The sequence below is a fragment of the Scatolibacter rhodanostii genome (assembly GCF_900197595.1).
In the GTDB taxonomy this organism is placed as follows: Bacteria; Bacillota; Clostridia; order Oscillospirales; family Acutalibacteraceae; genus Scatolibacter; species Scatolibacter rhodanostii.
Window position 1 is genome coordinate 384630 of sequence record NZ_FZLO01000002.1, and the last position, 25229, is coordinate 409858.

The 25229-nt window shown below is 45.2% G+C and carries 23 protein-coding genes and 1 pseudogene; 2 read left to right on the forward strand and 22 right to left on the reverse strand.

What is annotated here, in order from left to right; translation table 11 throughout:
• Positions 1–78 precede the first annotated feature (78 nt).
• Complete coding sequence (locus CS931_RS06460) at positions 79–1092, forward strand: hypothetical protein (RefSeq protein WP_099204947.1); 1014 nt, start codon at positions 79–81, stop codon at positions 1090–1092.
• Positions 1093–1370: 278 nt separating this feature from the next.
• Here the strand turns inward: CS931_RS06460 and CS931_RS06465 are convergent, their stop codons facing one another.
• Positions 1371–1616, reverse strand: a complete 246-nt coding sequence (locus CS931_RS06465; RefSeq protein ID WP_099204948.1) for a helix-turn-helix domain-containing protein — start codon at positions 1614–1616, stop codon at positions 1371–1373.
• Positions 1617–1728: 112 nt separating this feature from the next.
• Here CS931_RS06465 and CS931_RS06470 point away from each other — a divergent pair, with 112 nt between their 5' ends.
• Entirely contained in the window at positions 1729–1956 is a 228-nt protein-coding gene (locus tag CS931_RS06470) for a sporulation initiation factor Spo0A (RefSeq protein WP_099204949.1), read from the forward strand.
• 377 nt (positions 1957–2333) lie between these two features.
• On the opposite strand, the gene CS931_RS06480 is transcribed toward CS931_RS06470, so the two are convergent.
• The 21 genes and pseudogenes from CS931_RS06480 to CS931_RS06580 all read right to left on the reverse strand — a co-directional run bounded on the left by CS931_RS06480 (position 2334) and on the right by CS931_RS06580 (position 25202).
• The gene (locus tag CS931_RS06480) at positions 2334–4400 is read right to left on the reverse strand and encodes an antirestriction protein ArdA (protein WP_099204951.1); all 2067 of its coding nucleotides are present in this window, start codon (positions 4398–4400) and stop codon (positions 2334–2336) included.
• 11 nt (positions 4401–4411) lie between these two features.
• Positions 4412–5116 carry an antirestriction protein ArdA gene (locus CS931_RS06485; protein WP_159459755.1) on the reverse strand — a complete coding sequence of 235 codons (705 nt, stop codon included), beginning with the start codon at positions 5114–5116 and terminating at the stop codon, positions 4412–4414.
• Positions 5106–7205, reverse strand: a complete 2100-nt coding sequence (locus CS931_RS06490; RefSeq protein ID WP_099204953.1) for a type IA DNA topoisomerase — start codon at positions 7203–7205, stop codon at positions 5106–5108. Before CS931_RS06490 ends, CS931_RS06485 begins: the two co-directional genes overlap by 11 nt.
• Positions 7202–7834, reverse strand: coding sequence for a DUF4366 domain-containing protein (locus tag CS931_RS06495; protein WP_099204954.1), 633 nt, complete (start codon positions 7832–7834; stop codon positions 7202–7204). Before CS931_RS06495 ends, CS931_RS06490 begins: the two co-directional genes overlap by 4 nt.
• On the reverse strand, positions 7824–8084 hold the full coding sequence (locus tag CS931_RS06500; RefSeq protein ID WP_099204955.1) for a DUF4315 family protein: 261 nt from the start codon (positions 8082–8084) through the stop codon (positions 7824–7826). Before CS931_RS06500 ends, CS931_RS06495 begins: the two co-directional genes overlap by 11 nt.
• 28 nt (positions 8085–8112) lie before the next feature.
• Complete coding sequence (locus tag CS931_RS06505) at positions 8113–9900, reverse strand: CHAP domain-containing protein (RefSeq protein ID WP_503167621.1); 1788 nt, start codon at positions 9898–9900, stop codon at positions 8113–8115.
• 233 nt (positions 9901–10133) lie between these two features.
• Positions 10134–10292 (reverse strand): hypothetical protein, encoded by a 159-nt coding sequence (locus CS931_RS13140; protein WP_442467198.1) that lies wholly within the window; start codon positions 10290–10292, stop codon positions 10134–10136.
• A gap of 342 nt (positions 10293–10634) precedes the next feature.
• A pseudogene (locus tag CS931_RS13145) lies at positions 10635–11159 on the reverse strand (DNA cytosine methyltransferase); the annotation flags it as partial.
• Between the two features lie 66 nt (positions 11160–11225).
• Positions 11226–12323: a DUF3800 domain-containing protein gene (locus CS931_RS06515; protein WP_099204957.1), complete on the reverse strand. Its 1098-nt coding sequence runs from the start codon at positions 12321–12323 to the stop codon at positions 11226–11228.
• Between the two features lie 101 nt (positions 12324–12424).
• Complete coding sequence (locus tag CS931_RS06520) at positions 12425–14818, reverse strand: VirB4-like conjugal transfer ATPase, CD1110 family (RefSeq protein WP_099204958.1); 2394 nt, start codon at positions 14816–14818, stop codon at positions 12425–12427.
• Complete coding sequence (locus CS931_RS06525; RefSeq protein ID WP_099204959.1) at positions 14754–15170, reverse strand: PrgI family protein; 417 nt, start codon at positions 15168–15170, stop codon at positions 14754–14756. Before CS931_RS06525 ends, CS931_RS06520 begins: the two co-directional genes overlap by 65 nt.
• A gap of 15 nt (positions 15171–15185) precedes the next feature.
• A complete protein-coding gene (locus tag CS931_RS06530; RefSeq protein ID WP_099205142.1) occupies positions 15186–16037 on the reverse strand; it encodes a VirB6/TrbL-like conjugal transfer protein, CD1112 family in 852 nt (283 codons plus the stop codon).
• A gap of 83 nt (positions 16038–16120) precedes the next feature.
• Positions 16121–16336, reverse strand: a complete 216-nt coding sequence (locus CS931_RS06535; protein WP_099204960.1) for a Maff2 family mobile element protein — start codon at positions 16334–16336, stop codon at positions 16121–16123.
• Between the two features lie 291 nt (positions 16337–16627).
• Entirely contained in the window at positions 16628–18385 is a 1758-nt protein-coding gene (locus tag CS931_RS06545; protein WP_099204962.1) for a VirD4-like conjugal transfer protein, CD1115 family, read from the reverse strand.
• Positions 18382–18855 carry a PcfB family protein gene (locus tag CS931_RS06550; RefSeq protein WP_099204963.1) on the reverse strand — a complete coding sequence of 158 codons (474 nt, stop codon included), beginning with the start codon at positions 18853–18855 and terminating at the stop codon, positions 18382–18384. Before CS931_RS06550 ends, CS931_RS06545 begins: the two co-directional genes overlap by 4 nt.
• Positions 18856–18858: 3 nt before the next feature.
• Positions 18859–19719 (reverse strand): DUF6017 domain-containing protein, encoded by an 861-nt coding sequence (locus CS931_RS06555; RefSeq protein WP_099204964.1) that lies wholly within the window; start codon positions 19717–19719, stop codon positions 18859–18861.
• Positions 19720–19751: 32 nt separating this feature from the next.
• Positions 19752–20063, reverse strand: a complete 312-nt coding sequence (locus CS931_RS06560) for a DUF5720 family protein (RefSeq protein ID WP_099204965.1) — start codon at positions 20061–20063, stop codon at positions 19752–19754.
• A 123-nt stretch (positions 20064–20186) separates the two neighbouring features.
• On the reverse strand, positions 20187–22457 hold the full coding sequence (locus CS931_RS06565) for a S8 family peptidase (protein WP_099204966.1): 2271 nt from the start codon (positions 22455–22457) through the stop codon (positions 20187–20189).
• Positions 22450–23556: an AAA family ATPase gene (locus CS931_RS06570; protein WP_200814953.1), complete on the reverse strand. Its 1107-nt coding sequence runs from the start codon at positions 23554–23556 to the stop codon at positions 22450–22452. Before CS931_RS06570 ends, CS931_RS06565 begins: the two co-directional genes overlap by 8 nt.
• Positions 23557–23766: 210 nt before the next feature.
• Positions 23767–24171, reverse strand: coding sequence for a collagen-like protein (locus tag CS931_RS13065; RefSeq protein WP_099204967.1), 405 nt, complete (start codon positions 24169–24171; stop codon positions 23767–23769).
• Between the two features lie 233 nt (positions 24172–24404).
• Positions 24405–25202 (reverse strand): OmpA/MotB family protein, encoded by a 798-nt coding sequence (locus CS931_RS06580; RefSeq protein ID WP_099204968.1) that lies wholly within the window; start codon positions 25200–25202, stop codon positions 24405–24407.
• Positions 25203–25229: the final 27 nt, after the last annotated feature.

Sequence of the window (25229 nt, forward strand, 5' to 3'; positions counted from 1 at the left end):
ACGCAGATAAGCAGAAATCGGCATTCCTGCTACTATCAGTAACTTAAACTTATTAATGAGTGTGGAGGATGAGACAATATGTCTGATTTTAATAAAATATTAGCATTCCAACAAATAATGCCTTACCTAAACAAAGAAGAACAAGAGAATTTAGCAAATACTCTTAATATGGATTTACAGGAAATAGAGAAACGTTTAGTTGGAAAAAATAAAGAAGACGAATTTATTTTAATACTGCTATTTATGGAAGTATGCAAAAGCATAACGGGATTTGACGAAGGAGTGTCTCAATTACTTAAGACAGCGACTTCTGATTTGCTTATCGAATTAAAAAATGGCAAGAAGTTTATGATGGAAATAAAACATACAGATAAAGAAAAATATTCAATTAGTGCTGGAAATCTTCAAAAAAGAATAGACTATGCACATAAACATGAGCTTGAATTGTTTTTTGCTATTTCTATAAAAGGTTATTGGATGTTGTTTGACGAAATTTATTTACAAGAGAAACACGGGAAAATTGATGTTTCTGATCTGATAAAATCCCGGTTAGATGAAACTTTAGGATGTGTATCGTACATTTTTCCTAAGTCAATCAGGATAAAAAGTGTATATTCTAATTCCGCTACAAAAACAACAGGAATAAAGTTTGAACCCTATGGCAAGCTGGTATCCTATGAACTATATTATAATAATACAAGGATTTTTAGAGTTAAGGGAAAAAATAGTCCTTATATAGGGTACGCCATGATACTAGAAGCATTACAGGATAGGTTATCTATGGATACACAAACGATAGAGAAACAAGGTGAATACACTGTAATTAAAGAATCATTTTCAAATGATTTTAATGCTATATCAGAGTATAAGTTTTTGCTAGCACCGATTGAGCACACTGCAATAGAGGAAAACGAAAAATATACTGCCCATTCCTATCTTGAAAGAGCTAAAGCGGATGAAAACCTCTTGAAAAGTCGATTTAGATTAGGACATATTCGAAGTATTATGCAATATTTAGCGGATAATGGGGCCAATATTATGTATATAAAAAACAATTTGATATATCAGTTACAGCCGCAAGGCCATAAGTAAATTCAAATTTATTGTGCACTATGAAAATTGTGCATAACAGGCCATTCCGCTGATGGAAAACAGCATTCACAGCCCGTGGAAAAGTACAGGCTTTACCACAGCCTGCAAATACCGTTTCCCACAGTTCCATAACCCGGTCAGTTATACACAGTCCCACAGCGCCTACTACTACTACGAAAACCTATTCCTTTCTTATCAATTCTTATAAAAATAAAATAAAACAAGTTAATAAAAAACAGGAGCTCAACCATCGAAAAACAGATGGCCGAGCTCCTATTTTAGTCCAGTAATTCCTGATAGGATACACCTAATACTCTGGCAATAACCTTTAATTCAATATCTGTGATAAAACGGTCTCCACTCTCTATCCTCTGAATTGCATTTTTATCTAAATCCAATCCGGCAATTTGCAGCATATCAGAAAATTGCTTTTGAGAAGTTTTTTCCAGCAACTGTTCACGATATTTCCTTATCCTTTTACCACAAATATTATTGCTCCCGTCGGGAGCTTTGTTCTTATACATAGCATCCCTCCTACCTATGACATTCACTGATTGTCAATAAGAAAATTATATGTTAAAATAACGCTTAATATGACATTCACTGAATGTCAACCATAAAGAAAGGGGAGTGTCTATGAAAAAGATAAATGCGGAAGCCACAATAAGAAAAATAGCTTTAAGCGAGGGAATTACCGTTGAAGAAGTACGAACAGAAATAAAAAAAGCTATGCTGATAGGCTTATGCAGCCAGGACCCGGCAATCAGAGCAAAGTGGAATAAAATACCTTGTAAGGGTGATATACCAACGCCGGAGGAATTGATTGTCTACATTGCTCAACATGTGAAAGAACGCCTATATTAGTCTATACAACGAACAGAGGAACAAAAAAGAGAGGGAGCGAACCCAAAAGATAAACCAATGGATACGCTCCCGTTTCTTATGCAGTAAAAAGGTGCAAAAACAGACTTTTTTTCTTGTATTTTTGAGCGGATAATCATATAAGGGAAAGAATATTGCCTACCTAATTTGAAGCCGATACAGAGGATTTTATTGCTCTTTTTTAACCCTTTTCGGGGTATGTTTTGCCTCTCTGCTGATATACTTCGGGCATTGTATCAAATCTGCCCGGAAACTCTGCTTGCAGTCATGCACACACCGCTTGCAAATACGGTTATACTGCCGCCTACCGTTTTTGCCCAGGAAGAAAGCCCATTCTATTTTCCATTTCTTGCTTCTGCTCATAGGTCATGCTCCGGGCTGTTCTTCTCCGGTTTCTTTGTTTCGGGCGGCTTGCGCTCGGCACATTCCCGTTTTGCCTCCGCCAGCCGGTCCCGGATGGAAGTCCTTTCCTCCGTGCCGAGAGGTGTAACCTCTTTTTTGCCGTTGTTGATAATACCGTCAACCATGCCGTAATCATCTTCCATAGCCATTTCCGCATTTTTCAGGTAGTTTTCCGGCTTCAAAAATTCCGGCACTTCCGCAAAACCGAAGCTGTCACAGTAGTGGGCGGTTTCCTGGCCGTTCTGCCGGATAACCACCACATCCGACACGGAAAGGGAATGGCCCTTGAAATCTTTCGGGCGGTCCACGTTGAAGTGGGTATAAATGCTTTCCAGATTTTCACCGGGGAACATAACACCAGAATATACTTTATCATAGTTTTGCATATCCACCTTGCGTTTCATCCCACGGAGGCGGTCAAGAGGTTCAAAGGCATAATCCCGCCTGCCCGAAAAATCCTTTAGCTGATAAATGTCATAGGTACATGCTTCTTCATTTACAATGGCAAAAGCCCGTGTACCGTTACCCATGATATGAAAGCGGCCATCATCTGAGCTATGATGAAAGCCATATCCGGCAGCCTCCATCTGCTCCTTTGACATATTTGTCAAAAAAAAGCTCCCCCGTGGTGTTTTAACTTTTTCCCCGGTTAAAAAATCATCCGGTGTAATGACCTCCGCCGGAACAGGGATAGCGGTAATCTCCCCATCCACCATAGCGAACATTTCCGGTGTTTTGAAATGCTTCATGTACTTTTGTGCCAGTTCCGGGGAAAGGGAATCAAAGTTATCTTCACTGAGCCCTGCCACAAGAAACGGTCCGGCCACAATGTCATAAAGCTGCCCCCGGTCATCCCGCAGGGAACGGTTAAGCTCCATGCCGTTTATTTTCCCCTCGTCGTTGCAGATAAGGGCGACAGGGTCGTCAAAGGGATAGGCGGCGGCAATCAGGCCGTTTACTTCCTGCTGCATAGCAGAGAGGCCGGGAGATATTTCTTTCAGGTACGGTTCTTTCAGCGGCTCTACCACAAGTACTGTCATGGTATCCTTATGGTCCTGGGCCTGCTCCAGCTTGTCACGGACAGCGGCCACATCCGTATCAAGATACGACTCATAGCCGGTTGCCTGCTCATAGCTGCCGATACGGGAGAGAAGTTCATCCTCCGATGTCTGCACCATTTCCGCAAGCCTGTCCTTGATGGCCGCCGTTTTCCCCTCCAGGAGCAAATCCGCAATCAGTTCCTTGCCTACGTGGGCATCCGGGTGGGCGGCGGCATACTGCGGGTCTTTCTGCCGGAAAAACTCGTCCAAGTCAAAGGCAAGGTTCGTTGTCATATCCAGTTTCATTTCCTCATCCTGGCTCTGGATAAATTCCTGTTCATCCACTGTAGCGGTGACACGGTACTCCCAGGGAATTTCATCACGGTTCCCCTCGTAATGCTCGGTGAAGCTGTCTCCCGTATCCCGGACGTAGCCCTGATCGGTGAAGTGTCCATTTTCATCCAGAGCAATATCCCGCCCATACGCCTCATAGTCGATATAGTTTTTCAGATGGTCGGAGACTTCCATAGCGCCGTACTCGTCGATATACATCCGCCCCAGGTCGTCGTGGTCGTGAACATCCGGGTAAAAGTCATATTTATTCAGGTCTTCCGTGAGGTTAATAAGGTCTTTCACGCTGCCCGCATAGTCGCCTATTCCTATGGCTGCCTCAAACCTCTCAAAATCGGATTTGTCCATTGCCTCAATGGCGTTAGCCAGATAATTGAGTTCATCTAAACTTTCATATTCCCCAAGAATATCATGCAAACCGTCTACATAGCAGTCATAATCGGTGATGAACCATTCCTCATATATGTTTCCAAATTCATCTTCCTTGCCGATACCGATACGCTCAAAGACTTTCTGCATTTCCTCATAGGTAGTGGGAAACTTCACCCATTCTCCGACAAGCTCACCCACGTTGTATTTGCCGAGATTGGTAATATACGCCTCAAAGGGGCAGTCATGGTCGTAGTTATACATACAAGCACCTCCTAAAGTTCCGGCCCGTGTTTTTCCGGTTTATCCGGCTTCGTTTCACGGGCGGCACATTTTTTCTTTGTCTGTTCCAAACGCGCTTTCAGGGATTGCTTTTCCTCCCGCTTCGGAAGCGGCCGCTCATGCAGCCACTTATCACCGGATAGGGTAAGATAGCCCTTGTCAGTAAAAATCCCCTGTTCCTTCTGCCTCACATAACGGCCAAAGGGCTCCGGGTCAATGGCTCCCCTGCAGCTTTCGGGGATTTCCGTAAGCCCCTGCTGCTCCAGCCAGTTCCATCCAAGCGCCGCGTCATCCCTGAGTTCCGTGCCCAGGCAGAAATAATCCACGTTCCAGGGATATTCATGGAATTGCTCCAGAGAAGTAAACTGTATGGGGGATAACTGGATGGCCTCCAGCTTGTTGCGCTCATGGGGCGGCAGGTCATAAAGCCCCTGGGCCAGCGCCGCCAGTTCGTCAATGTCGCCGTACATGGGAAGAAGCGGCTTCAAGCCCTCCACCTTGCAGACATAATCATCCATGAAATACATATCCGGCATGGCGTCGGGCGGCAGACCGATTTTCTCAAATAGAGCCTGAATATCCTCCGCATAGGGCGGGAAATAGAGCCATGCCCCAGCGTCACGCTCCCCAGTGTCATAGGCCTGGGTGTTCACCACATAAGCCTTGAAAATATAATCAGAAGTGATATTACCGTTCATTTGCACGCTCCTTTTTCTTCTCAAACTCCAGCTTGAAATTGATATACTTGCCGCCCGTGTCATCCAAAATCACCGTGGCGTCATAGGTGGTATCTTTCTTTTCCGAATACATCCCCTTGACTTTGGTACGGCCTTTTTTGAGCAAATCAGCAGCCATCTTCTTTGTGAGTTCCTTTTTGCGGGAAAGCCAGAAACGGTCATTTTTCCAGAGGACAAAACCGCAGCCACGGTTCCCGCAGTAAAAATTCTTCTTTCCCTCATACACCTGCTCCCGGCAGCGGGGGCAGAGGCCCATAGCCTCCTTTTGGGGAGCAAACAGCTTTTGTCCGTCCTCCGAAATGTGGGAGTAAGAGTTTACAAGCTCCGCCGCCATTTTCTGTATATCCTCCATGAAGGTCCGTTGATTGGCAGCGCCCCTTGCGATTTCAGACAGGCCCTTTTCCCATTCGGCGGTGAGAAGCGGAGAGGTCAAAACCTCCGGCAAAACGGTAATCAGATTGATACCGTCTTTTGTGGGGATAAGGCTTTTCCCCTTGCGCTCCGCAAAGCCGGAGGATACCAGCTTTTCAATGATAGCTGCCCTGGTCGCTGGTGTTCCCAAACCTTTCCGCTCCGCGTCCTCCGGCATATCGTCCTTGCCTGCGTGCTCCATAGCGGAAAGCAGCGTGTCTTCGGTATAGGATTTCGGCGGCGTGGTATAATGCTCGGCAATGGAAGCCGCCGCACGCTCAAAGATTTTCCCCTGGATCAACTCCGGCAGATCGCTTTCATCCTCGGTGTCGTCCTCCGGCTTTTCTTTCAGGGAAGCACGAAACAGCCGTTCAAAGGTTTTCCATCCCTCCATAAGTACCCGTTTCCCTTTTGCGGTGAAACGGTATCCGCCGCACTCAAATACCGCCGTGACCGCTTCATACACATGGGGAGAGGCCGCCCCACACAGCAGTTTGCAGCATATTAGGAAGAAAAGGGAACGCTCCCCAACAGGCAAAGCGGTGAGGTCCGCCTTTCCCGCCTCCAGAGTGGGAATGATGGCGTGATGGTCGGATACGCCCTTTTCGGAAATCAACGCCGCCGCGTCCGGAGAAAAGTCCGGGTATCCGGCAAGGAGCGGAAGCCCCGCCGCCAGTTCCAGAACGGAGGTAGCCGTATCCGCCATGTCGGAAGTAAGATACCGGCTGTCCGTGCGGGGATAGGTAATGAGTTTTTTCTCATAGAGGCTTTGAGCGTAATCAAGGGTCTGTTTCGCCGTGTAGCCGTATATGCGGTTAGCCTCCCTTTGCAGGGTGGTAAGGTCAAAGAGCTTTGGTGGCTTTACCGTCTTTTTCTCTTTGTCCAGAGAAGCACAAACGGCCTGCCGTTCATGGCAAGCCGTTTTCATCTGCTCCGCTTCTGAAATGTCAGGGACTCTTTCACTTGTGGCCCCGATACCATCCAGTTCCAGCCGGACAAGATGATATTTCTCTTTCGTAAAGCTGGATATTTTATTGTCCCTATCCACCAGCATAGCAAGGGTAGGCGTCTGCACCCGGCCCACGTTCAGCGTCTTATGATAGAGAACGGAGAAAAGCCGGGTGGCGTTTATCCCTATGAGCCAATCCGCTTTTGAGCGGCAAAGCGCCGATTGATACAGGGCTTCATACTCTATGCCCGGTTTCAGGTTTCCAAAGCCCTCACAGATGGCGGTATCTTCCATTGAGGAAATCCACAGGCGGGATATGGGTTTTGTGCAGCCAGCCATTTCATAGACTAGCCGGAAGATAAGCTCACCCTCACGGCCAGCGTCACAGGCATTTACTATCTCGGATATGCCGGAACGCTCCATCAGGTTTTTAAGAACGGTGAATTGTTCTTCCTTGCCGGGGGAAAGTACATACTGCCATTCATCTGGCAAAATGGGGAGGTCTTGATAACGCCATTTTTTGAAACGTTCATCATAGCAGCCTGCGTCGGCAAGGCCCACAAGATGGCCGATACACCAGGAAACAATCAGGCCGTTTCCCTCGATGTATCCGTTTTTTCTTTCTTTAGCGCCCAGGGCGGCGGCTATGGCCGCCCCGACGCTCGGTTTTTCCGATATAATCAGTTTCATTCTTCCGTGTCCTCCTGTTCGTCCTCAAATTCAGTTTCTTCGTCCTCGTCATCCTCAAAATCGAAATCATCCAAATTCGAGTTGCCCTTTACGGATTGTTTGGGTTTCATCACCTTAAAATAGTAGAATGCACCGCCTCCGCCCAAGGCAAGAATGAGGATAACCGCCAGGATACCGCCAGTGCCGCTCTTTTCAGGTTCGGGCTCCGGCTCCGGTTCAGGAGTAGGTTCCGGTTCCGGCGTAACAATGGGCTCCTGAGGCTTCACTTCCTCATCAATCAAGGCCAGAAGGTCGGCCTCGTCAACCTGGTTCAGAAAGTGGACCGTGTTTTCTCCGTCCTCCGCCCGGTCAATGATGATGTAAAAATAGTTGCCGTTTTTGGTAACGACAGTAATAAACTGCTTATCGCCGGAAGCCTCACCCTCAATGTCATCCACAAGGCTCATGTTGCCCTCCGGGGTAAGGGGTTCCGGCTCATATCCGCCCGTAGTTTCTTCCGCTTGTTCTTTGGGTGAGAGTTCCTCATATTCAGATCCGCCGCCGGCAAAGGCGGTCAATGGAAAGGCCGCCATGCAGAGCATGACGGCCAGGAGAGCGGCGAACAACCGCATTTTTCCTTTATTCTTCATTTTCGCTGTCCTCCTGTTCTTTCAACTCTGCCTGCATATCGGCAGGGAGAGAGATACGACCGCTGGCATAGGCTTTCAGGAAAGCGGAAAGCTCCTTGTTGTCCAGCTTGACCGCCTTTACCATGCGGACGATTTCCAGATTTTTTTCCTCCGCTACTTTCTGCTCCAATTCACGGAGCCGCTTTTGCTGCTCCGCAATCTTCACTTTTGTTTTTTCAATATCGCTTCGGATTTTATCAATTGCTGCCATTAAAAATACCTCCATTTCATATTCTGATTTACCAATTCATTAAGCCGTAACCGTCTATCACGCTGCTGCCCACCGGGTAACTGCGGATTTTACAGGCATCGCCGCTGTTTCCCTCAACGGTATAAACCGTTGTTCCATCTGTTCCAATGACAATGCCCACATGGTCGGCGGTTCCGTCACCGTCCCAATCGAAAAAGATGGCATCACCCGGCGCTATGTCCGCATAATATCGGTCTCCCCATTGTCCTCTGGACTGGAACCAGGGTCGGCCCTGAGAAGTACAGGCCGCAAAGCGGGGATCGCTGTATCCAGCTTGATTGTAAACCCAGGACACAAAGCATGCGCACCATTCCACACGGCCATTAAAGCCGTACCAGCTCCAATAGGGGTATCCACCAACATTGCCCTCCTGGGATTTCGCTATGTTCACCACCGCCTGATTTCCAGGGCGCTCACCATCCACAAAGCGCACACCGCTTAAATCGGTGGATGGATTGTTGTTCACAGAACCACCGCCAAAGAGCAGGGGCATGTTCCCCAGTGTTTGACGGTAAATGTCATATAGCTTTTTTTGCTCTGGGGTCAGTTTCGATTTAAAAATAGAGGAAAGTCCTTTGTTTTTCAGCGTAACCGTAACAATGGTGTACTCATAGGGCACTTCCTCGGTGTAAGTATCGGTGTGCTTGTTTCCGTTCTCGTCAGTCCAGGTTTCGGTATAGGTCTCGGTTCGGTAGCGTATTTCCACCGTCTCCCGAATGTCTAAGTCATATTGCAGCCCCAAAATCCACTCCAACTCACGCTGCACATCACTTTCTGTATAGGCGGTGTATTTTGCAGAGAGGTAGGCCGCCAGCTCATGTGGGTCGTGGTAGATACCATCCAGATGATAGCGGTATTCGTCGTAGCCTGGATGCAGGCTTTCAAAATTATCCACCTCATATTGAAGCTCCGACTCCATAGCGGAATAGTCAGCCTCCGCCGCCAGCATGTCTGTGTCCTCCGAAAGATAAGAGGTTGCTATCACAGATGAGGAAGCTCCCCCAAATAGAGCAGAACAAGACTGCAATCCGCCTAAAAAAAAGAGGATGAGCAGCCCCAAAGCCAGAAGCACCAGCACGCCTTTCCAATTGCGGGTGATAAACTTTACCGTATTTTCCGCTGCCTCTTTGGCTTTCTTTGCCGCCGATTTGACCGTTCCGCCCACACTTTGAGCGTTTTTTCCTGCGTCCCGTATCTGTTTGGCATAGTTTCGCTTTATCTGTTGTTTCTGCAAAAAACGAGAAAGAGGATTGTAGGCGGCAAGCTGGGGATTATCACGGAGCGCCTTTTGATACAGGAAATCCGCATTGGCCTTGATTGCGGATTGTTCCGCCCTTGCCGCTGCCCGGTAGGGTTTCAGCTTATGATGTCGGATACTGCCTTTTACAAGACGGTATCCCTTGCCGACAGCCTTTTCCCCCAACCGTTCCGCCGCATGACCGCCCTCGACACCTGCATTCTCTTTTTCCACTTCATAAACTTTGCCGTGGAGCTTCATGCCCACTTCCTGCATAGGGCGGGAAAGAGGGTTGAGCCGCATTTTCCCGCCAAAGGGCTTTTCCGTTTCCTTGAAGCGGAGCCGGGTTTTGCCCTTGCCTAAAGCCTCGTCAAAGGTACGTTCTCGAACCAGCTTCTTTTTCTTTGGGATATTTTCCCGTACTGTATCCAGCCTGTCTGCTGCCATATCCGACTTGCGGATAGACTTTTGAAGTTTGGGAGCTGCCCGTTCTTCTTTGGTAAACTGCAACCGGGAAGATGGCCGGTTGACAGCCTCCATGCCCCGGTCCGAGGTTTTTCGGGATTTCTTTGCCGCCTTTTTGGAAGAACGGCGGGTATGTTCCTTATCCAACCTGTCAATCACTTTCCCCGCTGTATTCACCGGCTGTTCCGAAATGTTACTGTCATCAGGGCGGGAAGAAATATTCTCCGCCTCACCCGTGGTAAGGTTCTGAACCTCCGCACCTGCACGGGTCATTTTCTGCACCACTTTATTAGGTGCCTTATACTCTTTCAATTTTCATCACCTGCCTTTCCAAAGACGCACCAATCCTTACAGCGCCCGGTTTCTATATCCGCAATGTACTTAAAAACAGGGAACGCCTGGGGCGGGCAGACAGCATTCCCCAAAGTTTTAAGCCGCAAGGCACGGTTTTCCGTTTCTTCCGTCATGCGTGGGATGTCCTTAGGCTCCCTTGCCCACAGGATACGTCCGTCCATCCATGGGGGAAGCCCATCAGCCATTCCACCCAATCCGGGTTCAGGGCCGCCGTATCTGACGCAGGGTTCTCCATTGCGATAACCTGGGCCGACAGATTTCCGTTCTTCTTGTTCGGGTCGTAGGCCGTCGGTTTCAGCGTGGAGCGGAAACCGTCCGACGCTACCGGGGTCAGATAGAACACCGCTGCCGACAGGGGCAGACTCCAGATGGCTCCGTTTTTGTTCTTCTTTCGGAACACGCCATTTTCCGACAGGTATACATCCAGGTTTTGCGCATCCCGGTTCGTGCCCTTGTCGGAGGCAAGGGGCGTGGGAAACATCAGCCGCAACGATAAAAGTTCGTTGGCGCTCATGCCATGCCCCGACGCTGCAAGCCGGAAATACGAATGGGAGAATAGCGTATCCCGCTTTTGCCAGGTCAAAAATCGTTTTGTCGAGCCCCATATTGATGAAGCCAGCAACATTTTCCCCAAGCACCCAACGGGGCCGCAGCTCGTCAATAACTCTGCACATTTCCGGCCATAGATAGCGTTCATCCTCAAATCCTTTTCGTCGTCCTGCGGTAGAGAACGGCTGGCAGGGGAAGCCGCCGGACAATATGGTGATTGTTTCAAGTCCTGTTTTTTCAATAAATGCCTCCTTTGTGAATGTGGTAATATCCCTAAATTTCGGTACGTCTGGCCAATGCTTTTCTAAGATGGAATAGGGATAGTCCGCCCATTCGCACTGGCAGACGGTTTCAAAGCCTGCTGCCTCTGCAGCAAGGTCAAGTCCTCCAATGCCTGAAAATAGGCTTGCATGGGTAAGTTTACTATTTATTTGGTTGTCACCTCCTGATTTTGGGCATAAGAAAACCCGCCACTGTAGGCGGGTCAGTTTGGGTAATTAACTTTTTAGGTATTTCGAGAAATGCTGATTTAATGAACTATTATCTATTGGTGTAAGTTTACCTGGATTTAAGCCAATAGCCTTTAAATATTTTACAATTAGTTTCTCAGGAAATACAAAATCCCATGTGTGCATCTCATCATGCAACACAGATAACTGTCTCATGATTTCTTTTTCGGATTCTATTAAGTCAACCTCCTTGTCTATTTTCTGAAAACATCTTAAAAGAAATCCACAAAGTAAATCCGAAATCTGTACTAATAGTTCATCTTTTGAATCAACAAGAGTCAGTTCGGATATATTGGGAAATTTAGAATACCACTCAAAATCCTTGCTCTTGAGTATTTCGACCTCACCTTGAGATAAATAAATATCCCTTATAATATCTAACCCATCATCATATCCGCGAATGTTATCGTGTTTAATCAATGTTTCTAAACTATAGTTTTTAGAAAATACTTGTAAGACTTGCATTAGATGATTGAGTGAGGGTATTGTAAGACTTCTTGATGAATTTGGTGTACTAAATTCATCAATCATTTCATTTAATCCGCTGTCTGTGATTTGTTGCAAACTAACAACGATACTTGGCAGTTGTGAAAACGCAGATATCAAAGCAACTTTCAAACTTCGCATTTCATCTAACGAAGGCGTTCCTGAATGAATTATTACTGCGAAGTCACTAATAACCCTATTTGTCTTAATTACCTCCGCAAGCTGTTTTTTTAATCCCGTATCCCAACTAAATTGATTACTTAGGCATGGATTATAAGCAGGATCAAAATAAGTATCAATGATTTTGGGAGCAACGATATAAGCCTTATCTGTAACTGTAAATACAGGAAAAGCCGGGGTGTTAAGCATAAGGTCAAACAGACGCTTGAAATATTCATCTGCTTTACCCATTCTAAAGAAACGTTTCGATTTAATTTCTTTACCGGGATACTTTGCAAAAATATCCGCCAAGCCAGAAAGAACGGCATCTCTACTCTCATCCGGAATTAGCCATCCACCGTAAACAAAAAACGGTTGAGCTGCATCTAACCAATTTGTACCCGTGCTACCGCTTTCATCACAATAAAAAGTGGCTTTCATTTTGTTGTCTCCATTCTCACTTAAATTTATAACATCATTTTACCACAACTTTCCTCCCAAAGCATGGGAAAAGTGGTAAATAACGCCGCCAATCGCCTTTTTTAGTCTCCCTTCATTTCTTCTGGCTTTGTCGTCATAATGCGGTATAGCTCAGTATCCTGGGGGAAATGGTCAATGAACGGCAGAATGACATTGCCATAAAAAATAAGGCCCTCACCGGCCTCTGAATGGGTAACATAGGAAAGCTGCTGCGGAGAGATATTGAGCTGTTTCGCAAGTATCTCCCTGTCGCCCGCCGCCTGGTTGAGCATATACACAAAGTCAGAATTCTCAAATATGTTCTCCACCTCACGGGAGGCCAGAAGGTCCTTGACGTTTTGTGTGATACCTGTCGGTATGCCACCCCACTTCCTGAACCGCTTCCAGATCTCCACGGAATAGGCGGCGGTCTGTTCTTCTTTTAATAGCAGATGAAATTCATCTATATAGTACCGGGTTGCCTTTCCCTGGTCGCGGTTCACGGTGACACGGTTCCATACCTGGTCCTGGATGACGAGCATACCAAGTTTCTTTAGCTGTTTGCCCAGTTCCTTAATGTCAAAACAGACAAGGCGGTTTTCAATATCCACGTTGGTACGGTGGTTGAACACATTGAGGCTGCCGGAAACATAGAGTTCCAAAGCGGAGGCGATACGCTGTGCCTCCGGCTCCGGCTGCTGCTTTACCTCATTGTAAAGGTCCTCTAAAACCGGCATGTTCTCCGGTTTCGGGTCTGCCAGATAGGAACGGTAGACATTGCGGGTGGCACGGTCAATGACGGTTTTCTCCACCGGCTCCAAGCCATTTTTGCCGCCTACCACCAGTTCACACAGAGAAAGAATGAAATCACTCTTTAAGGCAAGGGGGCTGTCATCCTCTGAGTAGTTCAGGTTAATATCCATAGGGTTTACATGCTGTCTGCTTGTCGGAGAGATTTTAATAATCTGCCCGCCAAGCCTTTTCACCAGAGGATAATACTCTGCCTCCGGGTCGCAGATGATAATGTCATCCAGGGTAACGAGAAACACATTAACAATTTCACGCTTTGCGGAGAATGACTTTCCGCTGCCCGGTGTTCCTAAAATTAGCCCGTTGGGGTTCTTCAGCCATTTGCGGTCACAGAGTATCATATTGTTGGAAAGAGCATTCAGCCCATAGTAAAGGGCTTCTCCGTTTTGGAAAAGCTCCTGGGTGGTAAAGGGTACGAATATGGCGGTGCTGCTTGTGGTGAGGCTCCTTTTGATGTTGATTTGATTGAGCCCCAGAGGGAGAGAGGACATGAGCCCCGCCTCCTGCTGGAAATCCAGGCGCACAAGCTGGCAGTTATATTTCTGCGCCACGCCGGAAGCCTGGAACACCGCATTTTCCAGCTTGCGTTTCGTATCTGCAAGGTTCAGGACAAGAAATGTCAAGAGGAACATTCGCTCATTCCTGCTTTGCAGTTCATGTAAAAGGTTCTTTGCCTCCCCGCCATAGGTGGCGAGGTCTGAGGGGATAATATCCATGTCGTAGCCGGAGCGCACGGCTTTCTTTTGCTCCGCTATCTTCATAGCGTCCAGGTCGGTAATCTTCCGCTTGATGGTCTTGATGGCCTCGTTCTGGTCGATACTGCGGATATGGAGATTTACCATAATGCCGCTGTCCGCCTCCATGAAATCCGCAAGCATACGGTCATTGAGCTCCGGTGCCAGGATTTGCAGAAAGGAAACGGCCCCCAGCTTTTTCCCCATACGGAATGTTCGGGTGCCGCCAAACTCAAAAGAGGACGGGGCAATAAAATCTTTCACCGACAAGCCGCTTTGCGGAAGCCAGCCCCATTCAAAGGCAAATTTTTCACCGTCCGGGTGGAAAATCCCATGCAGGAGGGCAAGACGCTGTTTTCCGTTCAGCACCCTTGCCCCCGCGCCCATCACTTTGAAATGATTAAGGCTGTCCGTTTCAATCCTAGCAAGCCTGCTTCTGGCAGCCTGGATATTATCCGCCTCGATGGTGAGGGTCAGGAATTTTGTTTTCACAAGACCGTTATTGCCGCGCGCAAGCTGGCCGCCAAGCATGGAAGTGTACTCCGCCCTGATAGGGTCAAAGTCATCCCCCTGGGGCGGTATTTCAATAGACTGTTCAAAATCCTCCTTGCTGGCGTACCGGCTGATAAGGGAAAGCTGGATACCAATGGAGGCGTCATAGTAGTTATAGAAGTCGCAGAGGTTTTCAAAGGTTGCCGTTTTATCATCTGCCCCGGCAAGCTGATAGTTGATGTCCTCAAACTCAATGCACTTTGAGTAGCTTTTTTCGTTAAGCCTGCAAAGCCCATCCGGGTACATATTTTCAAAAGGGATACTGTCCTGAGCCGAATGGGGCTTCCCGTCGCCTTTGGCCTCACGGATAATTCTTTCAATTTCCCGCCTTTGGGCACGGGTCAGCTTCTGCCGCAGGGCGGTTCTTTTTGTTTTTGACAATGGCTTTTACCTCCTTTTCCAGTCTGTTCTGCCGCATGAGGGCGGCATAGAAATTGTTGGTCTGATAGGGGCGTTCCTTTGGAAGCAGGAATTTTGTGCGGATAAAATGCCTTGCGATAACTTCCAAAGGTTCTCCATTCCGTTCATACATGCCGAGCAGAAAGAACGGGAGCATGACAAGTATCATGCAGAATGCCGCCGCACTGTTTCCGGCGCTGCTTTTGAGCAAAAAGAAAAGCGGCACTCCGATAAGCACCGCCGGGGAAAAACACGCAAGCTGCCGTTTGGTAAGGCCAAACAGTACCTTGCTTTTTATTTTGGTTAGGTCTTTCGGGACCGTTACATAGGCCAATAAAAAACACCTCCTTTAATGGGCTGCAAACAGGCTTTTCGCCAAGCTGCCTGTTTTGAACAATGTGTAGCAGAGAAGAACCGTGTACCCCATGCAGGACCATATGGCTCCCATTATGTCATCGTCCACGGAGATATTCTGTACCAGCACTCCATAGATACCGACACACACCATGATAAGGAACGCCTGGAAGCCCAGGGCAAACAGGGATTTCAAATAGTTCTGGCCCATGCCGCCCCATTCCCGGTTTACCATTGTGGCAAGAGGAATAGGCCCGATTGAGGTCGTCAGATATATTTCAATCATTCTGCCGTAGATGACAAGGAAAATGCACACAGAAAGAATGTTCATGGTAAGCCCCACAAAGATACTTTGAAACCATAATCCCAACAGGGTGCCAATATCCCAATCCGCAAGCCTTGTTTCCAGGTCCGCTATGGTGCTTGTGATGTCTATTCCCGCGTCGGAAATAATCACTCCGGCGCTTTGGTTCACCACATGCTGCGTCAGGTCGAATATGCCCATGACGATATTCCAGGTGTTCGTTACCAGCAGCACGGCACACATTGTCTTGAAAATCCACTTGAAGAATATCCATGTGTCTATGTCATGGAGATTGTTTTTCTCAATGACAATCTGTATCAGTTCGTAACACATGACAAAGGTCAGAATGATACCGGCTATGGGGAGGATGACGGTTTCCGAAAGGCTTTTTATCATGTTGAAGATACTGCCATTCCATGCGGATGGCGTCATGCCTACATCACCGGCGATTTCCGCCACTTTGGTATTTACCGTGTCGAACATTCCTGTTAAATTGCTGGTAATACCGTCAATCAGAAGTTCCTTGAACCACTCCTTAATCATGTCTAATATCAATCAGAACCACCTCCTTTCCTGTGCCCTCCCGCATAGAAGCAGGAGGACACAAAGGGTTGAATTTGCACGGTTTAACCGAACAGGCCGGAGAGCAGAGGCACAAGGGTAAGGCCGATAAGGGCAATGCCGCCGCCAGCCATAAGCTGTTTCATCCCTTGTGATTTCGCGCCTGGATTATCATTGCCATATCCCTCCATGAGGTTGATAACGCCCCAGATGGCAAGACCGGCTCCCAATGCGATAACAAGGGTTTGCAATACATCTACCGCAGAATTAAAAAATGCCATATATTTTTCCTCGCTTTCATGTTATAATTTTTTCAGCATGTTCCTCTGTGTGGGTTCAATTCCCACACTCCCCAACATTGCCATTACACCGCTTGTGTTTACGCTTTCTGCTTTTGCAGAAGCAATAATACAAGAAATTGCAACAAATCTTTTCCCTAAATTAAAGGAGTGGATGTCTATGTTAGCAATCTTTCTCGTTGTCCTGCTTGGAACCGCGGGGAGCTTTGGTAAGCAGGGTTGTATGGCAACCAGCAGGACAACAACCACAAGAAATGAGCCTTCGGGCTCTTTTTATATTTCCAGTTCGTACAGTTCAAAGGGCTCATCCGGCTTTACCAGCGTTAGTTTCCTTTTTATGTACCGTTCAATATCAAATTCATTTTTCTTGTCGGCGTCGGCAAGGTGTTTGTAGTTCGGATGTTTCATAATGTCGTATTTATCTGAGAAAAACGGCCTCACACCCCGTACCTGCAAAATACACTTGCCTCCGTCCATTACCGCAATTTCATCCTGGGTCATCAACTCCTTTCCTAATTTTTGATAATTGAGGCCGTGAGAAATCTGCGTACCCCGGTTTTCGGAGGTATTGAAGCTGTCTATGGTTTCTTTGCCCAATATCTCCGAGATTTCTTTCAGGGTGGATTTCTCCTTGCCTCCCAAAAACAAGGTTGTGTCGCAGTTGCCGGCTATGGTATCCGCTGCCTCCTTGTAGATGGACTTTAATTGTGACTGCGACTGCAAAATAATAGAAGCCGAGATTTCCCGGCTCCTGATGGTGGCTATGAGTTTATCGAAATTGGGTATCTGCCCGATATTGGCAAATTCGTCTAAAATGCACCTGACATGAACAGGTAGCCGCCCGCCGTATACATCATCCGCCTTATCGCACAATAAATTGAACAACTGGCTTTGAAGAATAGCAATAACGAAATTAAAAGTAGTATCCGTATCGCTCATAATGAGAAACAGGGCAGTTTTTCTATCGCCCAGGGTGTCAAGTTCGAGCTCGTCATATTCCAGCAGGTCACGGAGTTCTTTTATATCGAATGGGGCAAGGCGGGCACCACAGGAAATAAGTATGCTCTTTGCGGTCTTGCCTGCCGCCAGCTTATATTTTTTATACTGCTTCACGGCAAAATGGTCCGGGTCCTTTTCTTCCAACTGCGAAAAGAGCAGATCAACAGGGCTTTGGTATTCCTCGTCATCCTCTTTTGCCTCGGAAGCGTTGATAAGCTCCAGCAGGGTAATGAAATTCTTTTCTTCCTCCGGGGCCTCGTACCAGATATAGCCGATTAAGGCACAGTATAAGAGCCGTTCCGCTTTCACCCAAAAATCCTCACCGGCTTTTTCACCGTCACCTTTGGTGTTCATAATGATGGTGTTTACCAGCTTCAAAATGTCCTTTTCGGAACGGATATAGGCAAAGGGATTGTAGTGCATACTCTTTCTGAAATTGATGGTATTCAGTACCTTTATCCGGTAGCCGCCCCTTTGGAGCAATCTGCCGCACTCCACAAGCACCGTGCCCTTCGGGTCCGTCACCACATAGGAAGAATGGAGCTGCATGAGGTTAGGCTTGCAAAAGAAACGGGTCTTGCCGCTGCCGGAGCCGCCGATCACCAGGATGTTTTTATTTCTGGCATACTTTGGGTTCTTCGGGCGGCTTGACATAGTGAGGCGCTCCGTCTGGGTGAGAATGACATTGTTTGAAAAATCGCTGTCCATGTACGGAGCAATATCCTGGGCATTTCCCCACCGGGCAGAGCCGTATTCAATACCCTGGCGGTATTTCTTAGCGTTCTTGCCTTTGAAATAAACAACCAAGCGAATAACGGTCATACCCACAATGCCGACACAGAGGTCAAGCAGATGGAGAGAGGGCGCCATATTTTCAAAGGCTGCGTTAAAGCCTCCGCCCAGGTTGATGATTTTTGCGGAGAGGTCCGCACCGGCCGCAAGCCGGAACGCCTGCCCAACTTTATCAAACAACCATAGGAACAGTACGTAGGGCAGGTTCGGGAGAATGATTTTCTTGATATTTACATTCATAGTTCCTGCCCCCGTTCTTTGGTCTTGACTTTTTCCCGCTGCCGATGCTGCTTTGTTTTCTCCCGCATTTGGGAAAGCAGTTTTCGGATGGAGGGCTTTTTCTCCCGGTTAAGGTTCTTTGCGGAAAACTCCTTGAATGCCGCTGTCAGCACATCAGCGTCCCGCCCTTTGAAAAACACCAGGTAACGGGGCGGCTGCGTGGAAATATCTTTTTTCAGGGCAAAGTCAACACCGTATTTTTTCGCCGTGTGATCAAAGGCTTTGATATTCTCGTCAGTGATTTCAATGTTGGAAACGCCTGTATTGTGTTTCATAAGCTGCCGCAAGGTCTGTTTGCCTTGATGAAGCCGAGACTTTTTCTTTTTCTGCGCCTCCAGCAGCTTTTTAAGGGCTTTCTGTAAAACAGAGGCGGTCAGCTTTGCCGTTTGAATGGATAAGGCTATGGTTTTTTGAGTAACTTCTTCCTGCAAGGGCTACCTCCTTTCTCCGCTGCCGTACAGGTCATGGTTTACCAGGGCAGAGTAATAATTTCCAATGGTGGCCGGAGCATTGAACAGCGCCGCCAGAAGATATTTCTTGATGTTGCGGACATAAGTGGTGTTGGCCGCCATACAGTCAAGCACATATTGGATGTGGCTACTGTCCAGCTTCAAAAGCCGGGACTTTACCACCTCGGCGGGGAAGTCATCCCCCGATATGCGGATGGTCTGCCTTGCGGAACAAACCGTGTCCACAAGCAGTTCCACGATTTCATCCAGACGGTCACGGTCAAGTTTGCGGTCCTGAATGAGAATGTCATACTCGATATTTTCCAAAATGATTTCACGGTATGTTTCTCTCGTATCCATTCCTATCCCATCCGCCGCCTGCGGCTCATAAGGATTTGATGGTTCCGTACTTGATAAATCAGTTATTGATTTTTGGTTACTTGATTTCTTAGTATTTAATTGTGCGGGATTTACCTGTTCAGGTTCTTCCATGATTGGATTATCCAAAACTGGATTTTCCCGTTCAGGTTTTTCCTGTTCAGGCAAAGGCAGTTTAGGGTGCTCTAAAATGGTATATTCAATCGCGGTGAGCTGCCCTTTGGAATTGCGGATACGCTCACGGATGATGTACCCGTGTTCTTCCAGTTCCTTTACCGTGGCGCAAATGCTGTCCACGCCATCCCTGCATATCCGGGCAAGCCCTTTTGTGGTGTAATCCCAATTTTCCGGCAGGGAGAGCATGAGGGAGAGAAGCCCCTTTGCTTTTAGCGAAAGTGCCGTGTTGCGTAGATGGTGGTTTGCCATCACCGTATAATCCCTGGTTTTTTCTATACGGAATACTGCCATTGTGTATCAGCTCCTTTCCGGGCGGCTCCGCATTATAGAGGCTGTTCCCTATGGTCGTAGAGAAGATGGCTGGATGATACTCTGGCATGGTTTCTGATTTTAATTTCATTGCGCCCCTGAGAGGCCAATGCTTTTTTGTATCCTTCGTCCGTCAGGAACAGACGCATACGCTCACCTTTGAAACCAACGGGGGATTCATGGGAAAGCACATCAAAGACAATCATGTGCCGGGTATCGGGAGCGAAACGCTCCAGGTCCATAATGTCGTGCCCTGCCAGTTTGGGGGCGCCGGATTTTTTCCGCGCTTCTTCCAGCAGTTCACCGATGGTTTTTTCTTTGCTCATATTGCAATAGCTCCTTTCTTGAAAATGGGTATAAAAAAACGCTATCCTTAGGCTTGTGTGCCATTCAGATAGCGTTTGGTGCGTTTATTCAGTTATATAATATCAGAATAATAATATTTCCCCTTATACTTTGACAAATAGTTGATTTTCCGTTTGGATATTTATGGGTACAAGCCCACGATATTGTGTCAATATATCATCATATAAAATTCCTGAATATTTTGGGATATCTATAGTTATTGCCACAAAGTATTTCATAGTTTCTGTATTGAAAATATCCCTATTCATACCATGAAGAATAAAAAATGGATTATGTAAAGAAGATACTCTCATATTAAGTGTCTTCTTTACAATAGTATCCCATTTTAAATGTTGAGACCGTAATTCATCTTCACTTAAAAACTTTTTTGGTGGCTTTGAGATAGGCAAATCAGAACGATTATATCCTAAGTCAATAAGTTCCTGTTCTTCTCCACTTCCAGCAAAAGCGGCTTTTTGACGTCTACCATTTATAGTGTTTTTAAAATAATTAAAATGATTGTCATGTGGATAGAAATAATCTTCGATACAATTACATGTATACGAATCAACATCATTGGGATTTAGTTCAGCTAATGTTGAAATTGTCCATGTAATATTAGCATTACATTTAATTCCATTCAAATTAGGAAGTAGTATAGGGAGTTTGATATTTTGCTTTGGTACAATATTACCTTCATACAGTACTATTACTTTATTATCTTCACAATTAAGAATATCCTGTATGTTTTCTGTACAAAAGCCGAATCCGATTTCTTCGATACCTAATTCTTCCGAATCTTCGGCAGTATGAATCAGTAATGTCCTTGCCATCTGAGGAGAAATTTCAGGTGATAACGCCATGATTTTTCCTAATTTTCCCGCAACTATCGGAGAAGAAAAACTTGTGCCGCACTCAGTTATTGTTTTATTCGCAGTAGTACTAATTAAAATTGCAGGATTTTCAGGAGAACCACCGAATTCTAATATGTCTGGTTTGACTTTACAACCCTCACGTCCTGGTCCAATACAACTATAATTAGCACGAACCTTATCTCCTGTTCTATCAAAAGTATATGCACCTATACCTAAACCATTTACTAAGTCTGCCGGAGCTTGGACACGGTTAAATGGATAAGGTAAATCGCCATCATTTCCAACCGCAACACAAAATAACGGATGATGTGGCAATGTAGATAATATATCTAACGCATATGTGAACCTACTAATATCATCGTCAATAATTGCACCACGGGGCCCGAATGACAGATTATATAATTTAATATCAGCACGTTGAGTAACCACCTTTTCGATTTCATCAATTGCTGGGTAAAGTCCGTTATCTTCTAATGGATTTCCTGTCTGTTTTTGTGGCAAAATTCTATATGATTCAACTGAAACAATAGGGGTATCTAGTTGCTCACTACTTTTTTTATAATTTAGCACTCCATATAAAGAAGCACCACATACAGCCGTTCCATGTGCAATTAAAGATGGGTGACTATTTACGGATGTTAGATTATGAACTGTAATAAAATCTTTTAAATGAGGTAATGTCTCATCAGCACCTCCGTCAAATATACCAATTGTTATTTGCGGTTTTCCCTTGTAGATGGGAGGCACTGGTGCGTCAAAAAAATCTTTTCCTCTCATGTTTGGGATGTTCAATTCGCCTAATGGATGTATAGTGCGTAAAGGATTAAACATTAACAATTTATTGATAGTTTCCTGAGTACATTCTGCGGCACAAAATAAAGGTCCGTTGTGATAACCTGTCATTTTGTATTTATCTTTATCTAAATTTAGTATTGATAGAAACTGCTCCATAGCAAAATTGTCATCCCAAAAGAATGGATGTAAAACTATTTCAACCAATCCACTATCCCATGTGCTTGAAAATCCTGATAATTTTTCATTGGGTGCCAATAGGTCGATAGTACGGATAGTACATATTTGATTTTGCCATGTTACAACACTATCTTTTTGTCCCGATTGAAGAACATGCTTCAAGTTTTCAAGTCCGTCATCATTAGTTTTAGCAAAGTATAGTTTTGATTTAACCTGCCCTTCTTCAGACTTGGAAATCGTATACTTTCTTCCGCCAATAGGCGTAATTCCGTCAATAGATAAAAGCATATCAGGAGAATAAGATTTAGCCTCAAATTTTGGTTCCATACGCATACATATAACTTTTTCTGACAAAAATATCTCATCATTATGTTTGATCTCTTCTTGTATGGAAGAAATACTGTTAATTAAAGTAATTTTATTTTCATGATAAGAATGTGGAAGCTTGGGAGGACCACCATAATATCGTTTATCTATGTCACTGATATATAATTCACCACGACCTAAAATAGGATGTTTATTATTCATTTACGTTACCTCCGTTCTGTAAATATCTGCTTACTGATGTTATGGAAATTTTCGTTATTCTAGAAATATCCCTAACACTAAACGCTGGATTAACTTCTTTTAATAATTTGCAAATCTCTATTTTACTATTTCTACTATAAAAATGTCCTGAACAAAATTCTTCAAATATAACTAAATCTGGATTACTGTCTTCCAAAACTATTTTTCTTTTTGCATGCATACAGAGTTTGCAAATATCGGCTGCGTTTATTGAATCAGTTTGTTTTATAGCAAATGATATTGCAGCGGGCGATAATAGTCTATAGTACTTTCCTAAATATCTTTCAAGCAATGCTTGTCGTTCTTGAATTCCCGGCAATTTGAAATCAACTGTACGGTCAAAACGTCGCCAAATTGCTTTGTCTAATAAATCAGGATGATTTGTAGCCGCAATCACCACGCTTTGACTCGGCCAAGTTTCCAGTTCTTTTAACAACACATTAACTAAGCGTTTCAATTCTCCTAAATCAGAAGAATCATCTCTTTTCTTAGCAATAGAATCAATTTCATCCAATAAAAGGATAGCAGGAAAAGAGCGTGCATAATCAAATATACTCTTGATGTTTTGACCAGAACGACCTAAATAACTTGAAATAGACGTTGCTAAATCCATTGTTATTAATGGCAAATCTAATTTATAAGAAAGCCATTTAGCCGAATAAGTTTTTCCAACTCCAGGGTCTCCTACGAAAAGCAAACTATTTGGTGGAGTAATATCTTCCAATATTAACTTTTCAATCTTGCTTCGTTCGTAAATAAAATTCTGCAATTCTAAAAATGTGTCTTCCATCAAAATTGGTTCTTCTATTTCCAGCGGTTCTTCGGCTTTACATAAAGTAAATCTAGATTCTCTGTCAATAGGAAGTGGTTGGACATCCATTGAACGTATTGTGGAAGCTCCATTACGTGCATATGTTAAAGATTGAGAAATTTCACGAGCTATATCAGGAGCGCTCTTTTTAAATACTTTCACTAACATTGTAGAAATTTCTTCGACTAAGCGCCTATCATTATCCAGACAAGCTCTAACTAATTTGGGTATCAGTTCATCACTGTTCATATTTTCACCTCGTACTCTACTTTGAAACAGTATCATTATATAATAAAAACAAGGATTTTTCAAGTATTTTGTTTCAATGTTTGAAAATATTAAAAAATGAAACAAAACGCTTTCTGCGGCTTGTATTCCTTTCAGACAGCGTTTTGTGTGGTTATTCGGTTATATGTTTTATTTTGTTATTGCGTGAAACCCCTGTAAACAAAGGTTTTTTCAGCTTTGAGCATAAATATATGTAGCCGTCGGACCTGTGGGGCCGGTTGCTCCTGTGTCACTGTCTGCTCCGGCTGGACCTGTAACCCCAGTGGGACCAGTGGCTCCTGTCGGTCCTGTCGGTCCGGTAGCTCCTGTGTCACTGTCTGCTCCGGCTGGACCTGTAACCCCAGTGGGACCAGTTGCTCCTGTCGGACCTGTGGAGCCGGTATTGCCCTGAATGCCTTGTGGACCTTGTATTCCCGTAGAACCCGTGACACCTTGTGGACCTGTCGGCCCCGTTGGCCCTTGCAAATACTGGCAACAGATACTTCCGTTACAGTAGCAACAGTACCCTGAGTTGCATCCACATTGCCCATAGTATGCTCCACAGCGTGTGCATTGATAATCATTATATTGATTCATGGATAAGGCTCCTTCAAAAGTAATTATTAATAGAGCTTTGATTAACTTTACCCTAATATTAATTATAATATGTGTTCTAAATTAAAACGGTACCAGATACACTTAATCTCACCACTTTTGAAAATAGGTGCTTATCGCGCTTTAAACTTAAAATATTTTATTGCCATCACGCCAAAAGAGAGCCTAGGTAAAAAAACCTGGCTCTCTTTTGGCGTGATGTTATCTCTTTATGTTTATTCGGATTTTGGCAAACTTGACTCTGGCAAAATGATATCTTTTACACTTCCTGTCGCTGGGTAGGCTTTATTATCATAAAAAGCACCCAAAACATCTTCCATATTAAAATCTGCCGAGCTTTCATTTCCGATAATGACTAACTCAACCCTTCTGTTTTTTCTTCTTCCCGCTTCTGTATCATTCTCAGATACAGGGTATTGGTTTCCATATCCCATCACAGTCAGTTTTTCCGCATCAAAGTTGCTTTTATTATTAAAATAAGTGGCAACTGTTGCGGCACGCTCTCCAGAAAGCATCCAATAGGAGGTGCCGTTTGGTACGGTAGCTGTGTATCCGATTACATTTACCATTCGGATTTTTTCTTCATACTGCTTTAGACCGCCGCTGATAAAATCTAACACAGGTAGGCTTTCTTGACGTAAAACATACTCATCCGGCTCAAAGAATAGTGTTGTAGAGAAACGAATATAAATTATGCCGCTATCCACCGAAAGCTGTATTTGACTCTCCTGATTACTCTCATGAACATAGTTGTTTAGCAGCTTAAACAATTCTTCCATATCTGTTATAACCAAATCGCTATCTGCCACAGCGTCACTAGATGGATTCGTTATTTGCTCAATCACTTCAGGAGATAAATTAGAAAAAGACTTAATAAATGCATTAAACTTTCCTTCGTCTGTGCTAGACATGCTCAAAAGCACCGCAAAAAAAGTCAACAGCAAAGTCACCATATCTGCATATGTATTAAGCCAACTATCTCCACCTTCTCCGTCATCTCTTTGTTTACGCATTTTCTCCCCCCCTTGCCTGTTGATACC

Bases quoted from the DNA above. Each gene is read 5' to 3' on its own strand.
- CS931_RS06500 (WP_099204955.1), bottom strand. From the start codon at position 8,084: ATGGCAGCAATTGATAAAATCCGAAGCGATATTGAAAAAACAAAAGTG.
- CS931_RS06515 (WP_099204957.1), bottom strand. From the start codon at position 12,323: ATGAAAGCCACTTTTTATTGTGATGAAAGCGGTAGCACGGGTACAAAT.
- CS931_RS06530 (WP_099205142.1), bottom strand. From the start codon at position 16,037: ATGATTAAGGAGTGGTTCAAGGAACTTCTGATTGACGGTATTACCAGC.
- CS931_RS06545 (WP_099204962.1), bottom strand. From the start codon at position 18,385: ATGAATGTAAATATCAAGAAAATCATTCTCCCGAACCTGCCCTACGTA.
- CS931_RS06535 (WP_099204960.1), bottom strand. From the start codon at position 16,336: ATGGCATTTTTTAATTCTGCGGTAGATGTATTGCAAACCCTTGTTATC.
- CS931_RS06495 (WP_099204954.1), bottom strand. From the start codon at position 7,834: ATGAAGAATAAAGGAAAAATGCGGTTGTTCGCCGCTCTCCTGGCCGTC.
- CS931_RS13065 (WP_099204967.1), bottom strand. From the start codon at position 24,171: ATGAATCAATATAATGATTATCAATGCACACGCTGTGGAGCATACTAT.
- CS931_RS06565 (WP_099204966.1), bottom strand. From the start codon at position 22,457: ATGAATAATAAACATCCTATTTTAGGTCGTGGTGAATTATATATCAGT.
- CS931_RS06560 (WP_099204965.1), bottom strand. From the start codon at position 20,063: ATGAGCAAAGAAAAAACCATCGGTGAACTGCTGGAAGAAGCGCGGAAA.
- CS931_RS06465 (WP_099204948.1), bottom strand. From the start codon at position 1,616: ATGTATAAGAACAAAGCTCCCGACGGGAGCAATAATATTTGTGGTAAA.
- CS931_RS06505 (WP_503167621.1), bottom strand. From the start codon at position 9,900: ATGGAGGCTGTCAACCGGCCATCTTCCCGGTTGCAGTTTACCAAAGAA.
- CS931_RS06470 (WP_099204949.1), top strand. From the start codon at position 1,729: ATGAAAAAGATAAATGCGGAAGCCACAATAAGAAAAATAGCTTTAAGC.
- CS931_RS06490 (WP_099204953.1), bottom strand. From the start codon at position 7,205: ATGAAACTGATTATATCGGAAAAACCGAGCGTCGGGGCGGCCATAGCC.
- CS931_RS06485 (WP_159459755.1), bottom strand. From the start codon at position 5,116: ATGAACGGTAATATCACTTCTGATTATATTTTCAAGGCTTATGTGGTG.
- CS931_RS06480 (WP_099204951.1), bottom strand. From the start codon at position 4,400: ATGTATAACTACGACCATGACTGCCCCTTTGAGGCGTATATTACCAAT.
- CS931_RS06570 (WP_200814953.1), bottom strand. From the start codon at position 23,556: ATGAACAGTGATGAACTGATACCCAAATTAGTTAGAGCTTGTCTGGAT.
- CS931_RS06460 (WP_099204947.1), top strand. From the start codon at position 79: ATGTCTGATTTTAATAAAATATTAGCATTCCAACAAATAATGCCTTAC.
- CS931_RS06580 (WP_099204968.1), bottom strand. From the start codon at position 25,202: ATGCGTAAACAAAGAGATGACGGAGAAGGTGGAGATAGTTGGCTTAAT.
- CS931_RS13140 (WP_442467198.1), bottom strand. From the start codon at position 10,292: ATGACGGAAGAAACGGAAAACCGTGCCTTGCGGCTTAAAACTTTGGGG.
- CS931_RS06555 (WP_099204964.1), bottom strand. From the start codon at position 19,719: ATGGCAGTATTCCGTATAGAAAAAACCAGGGATTATACGGTGATGGCA.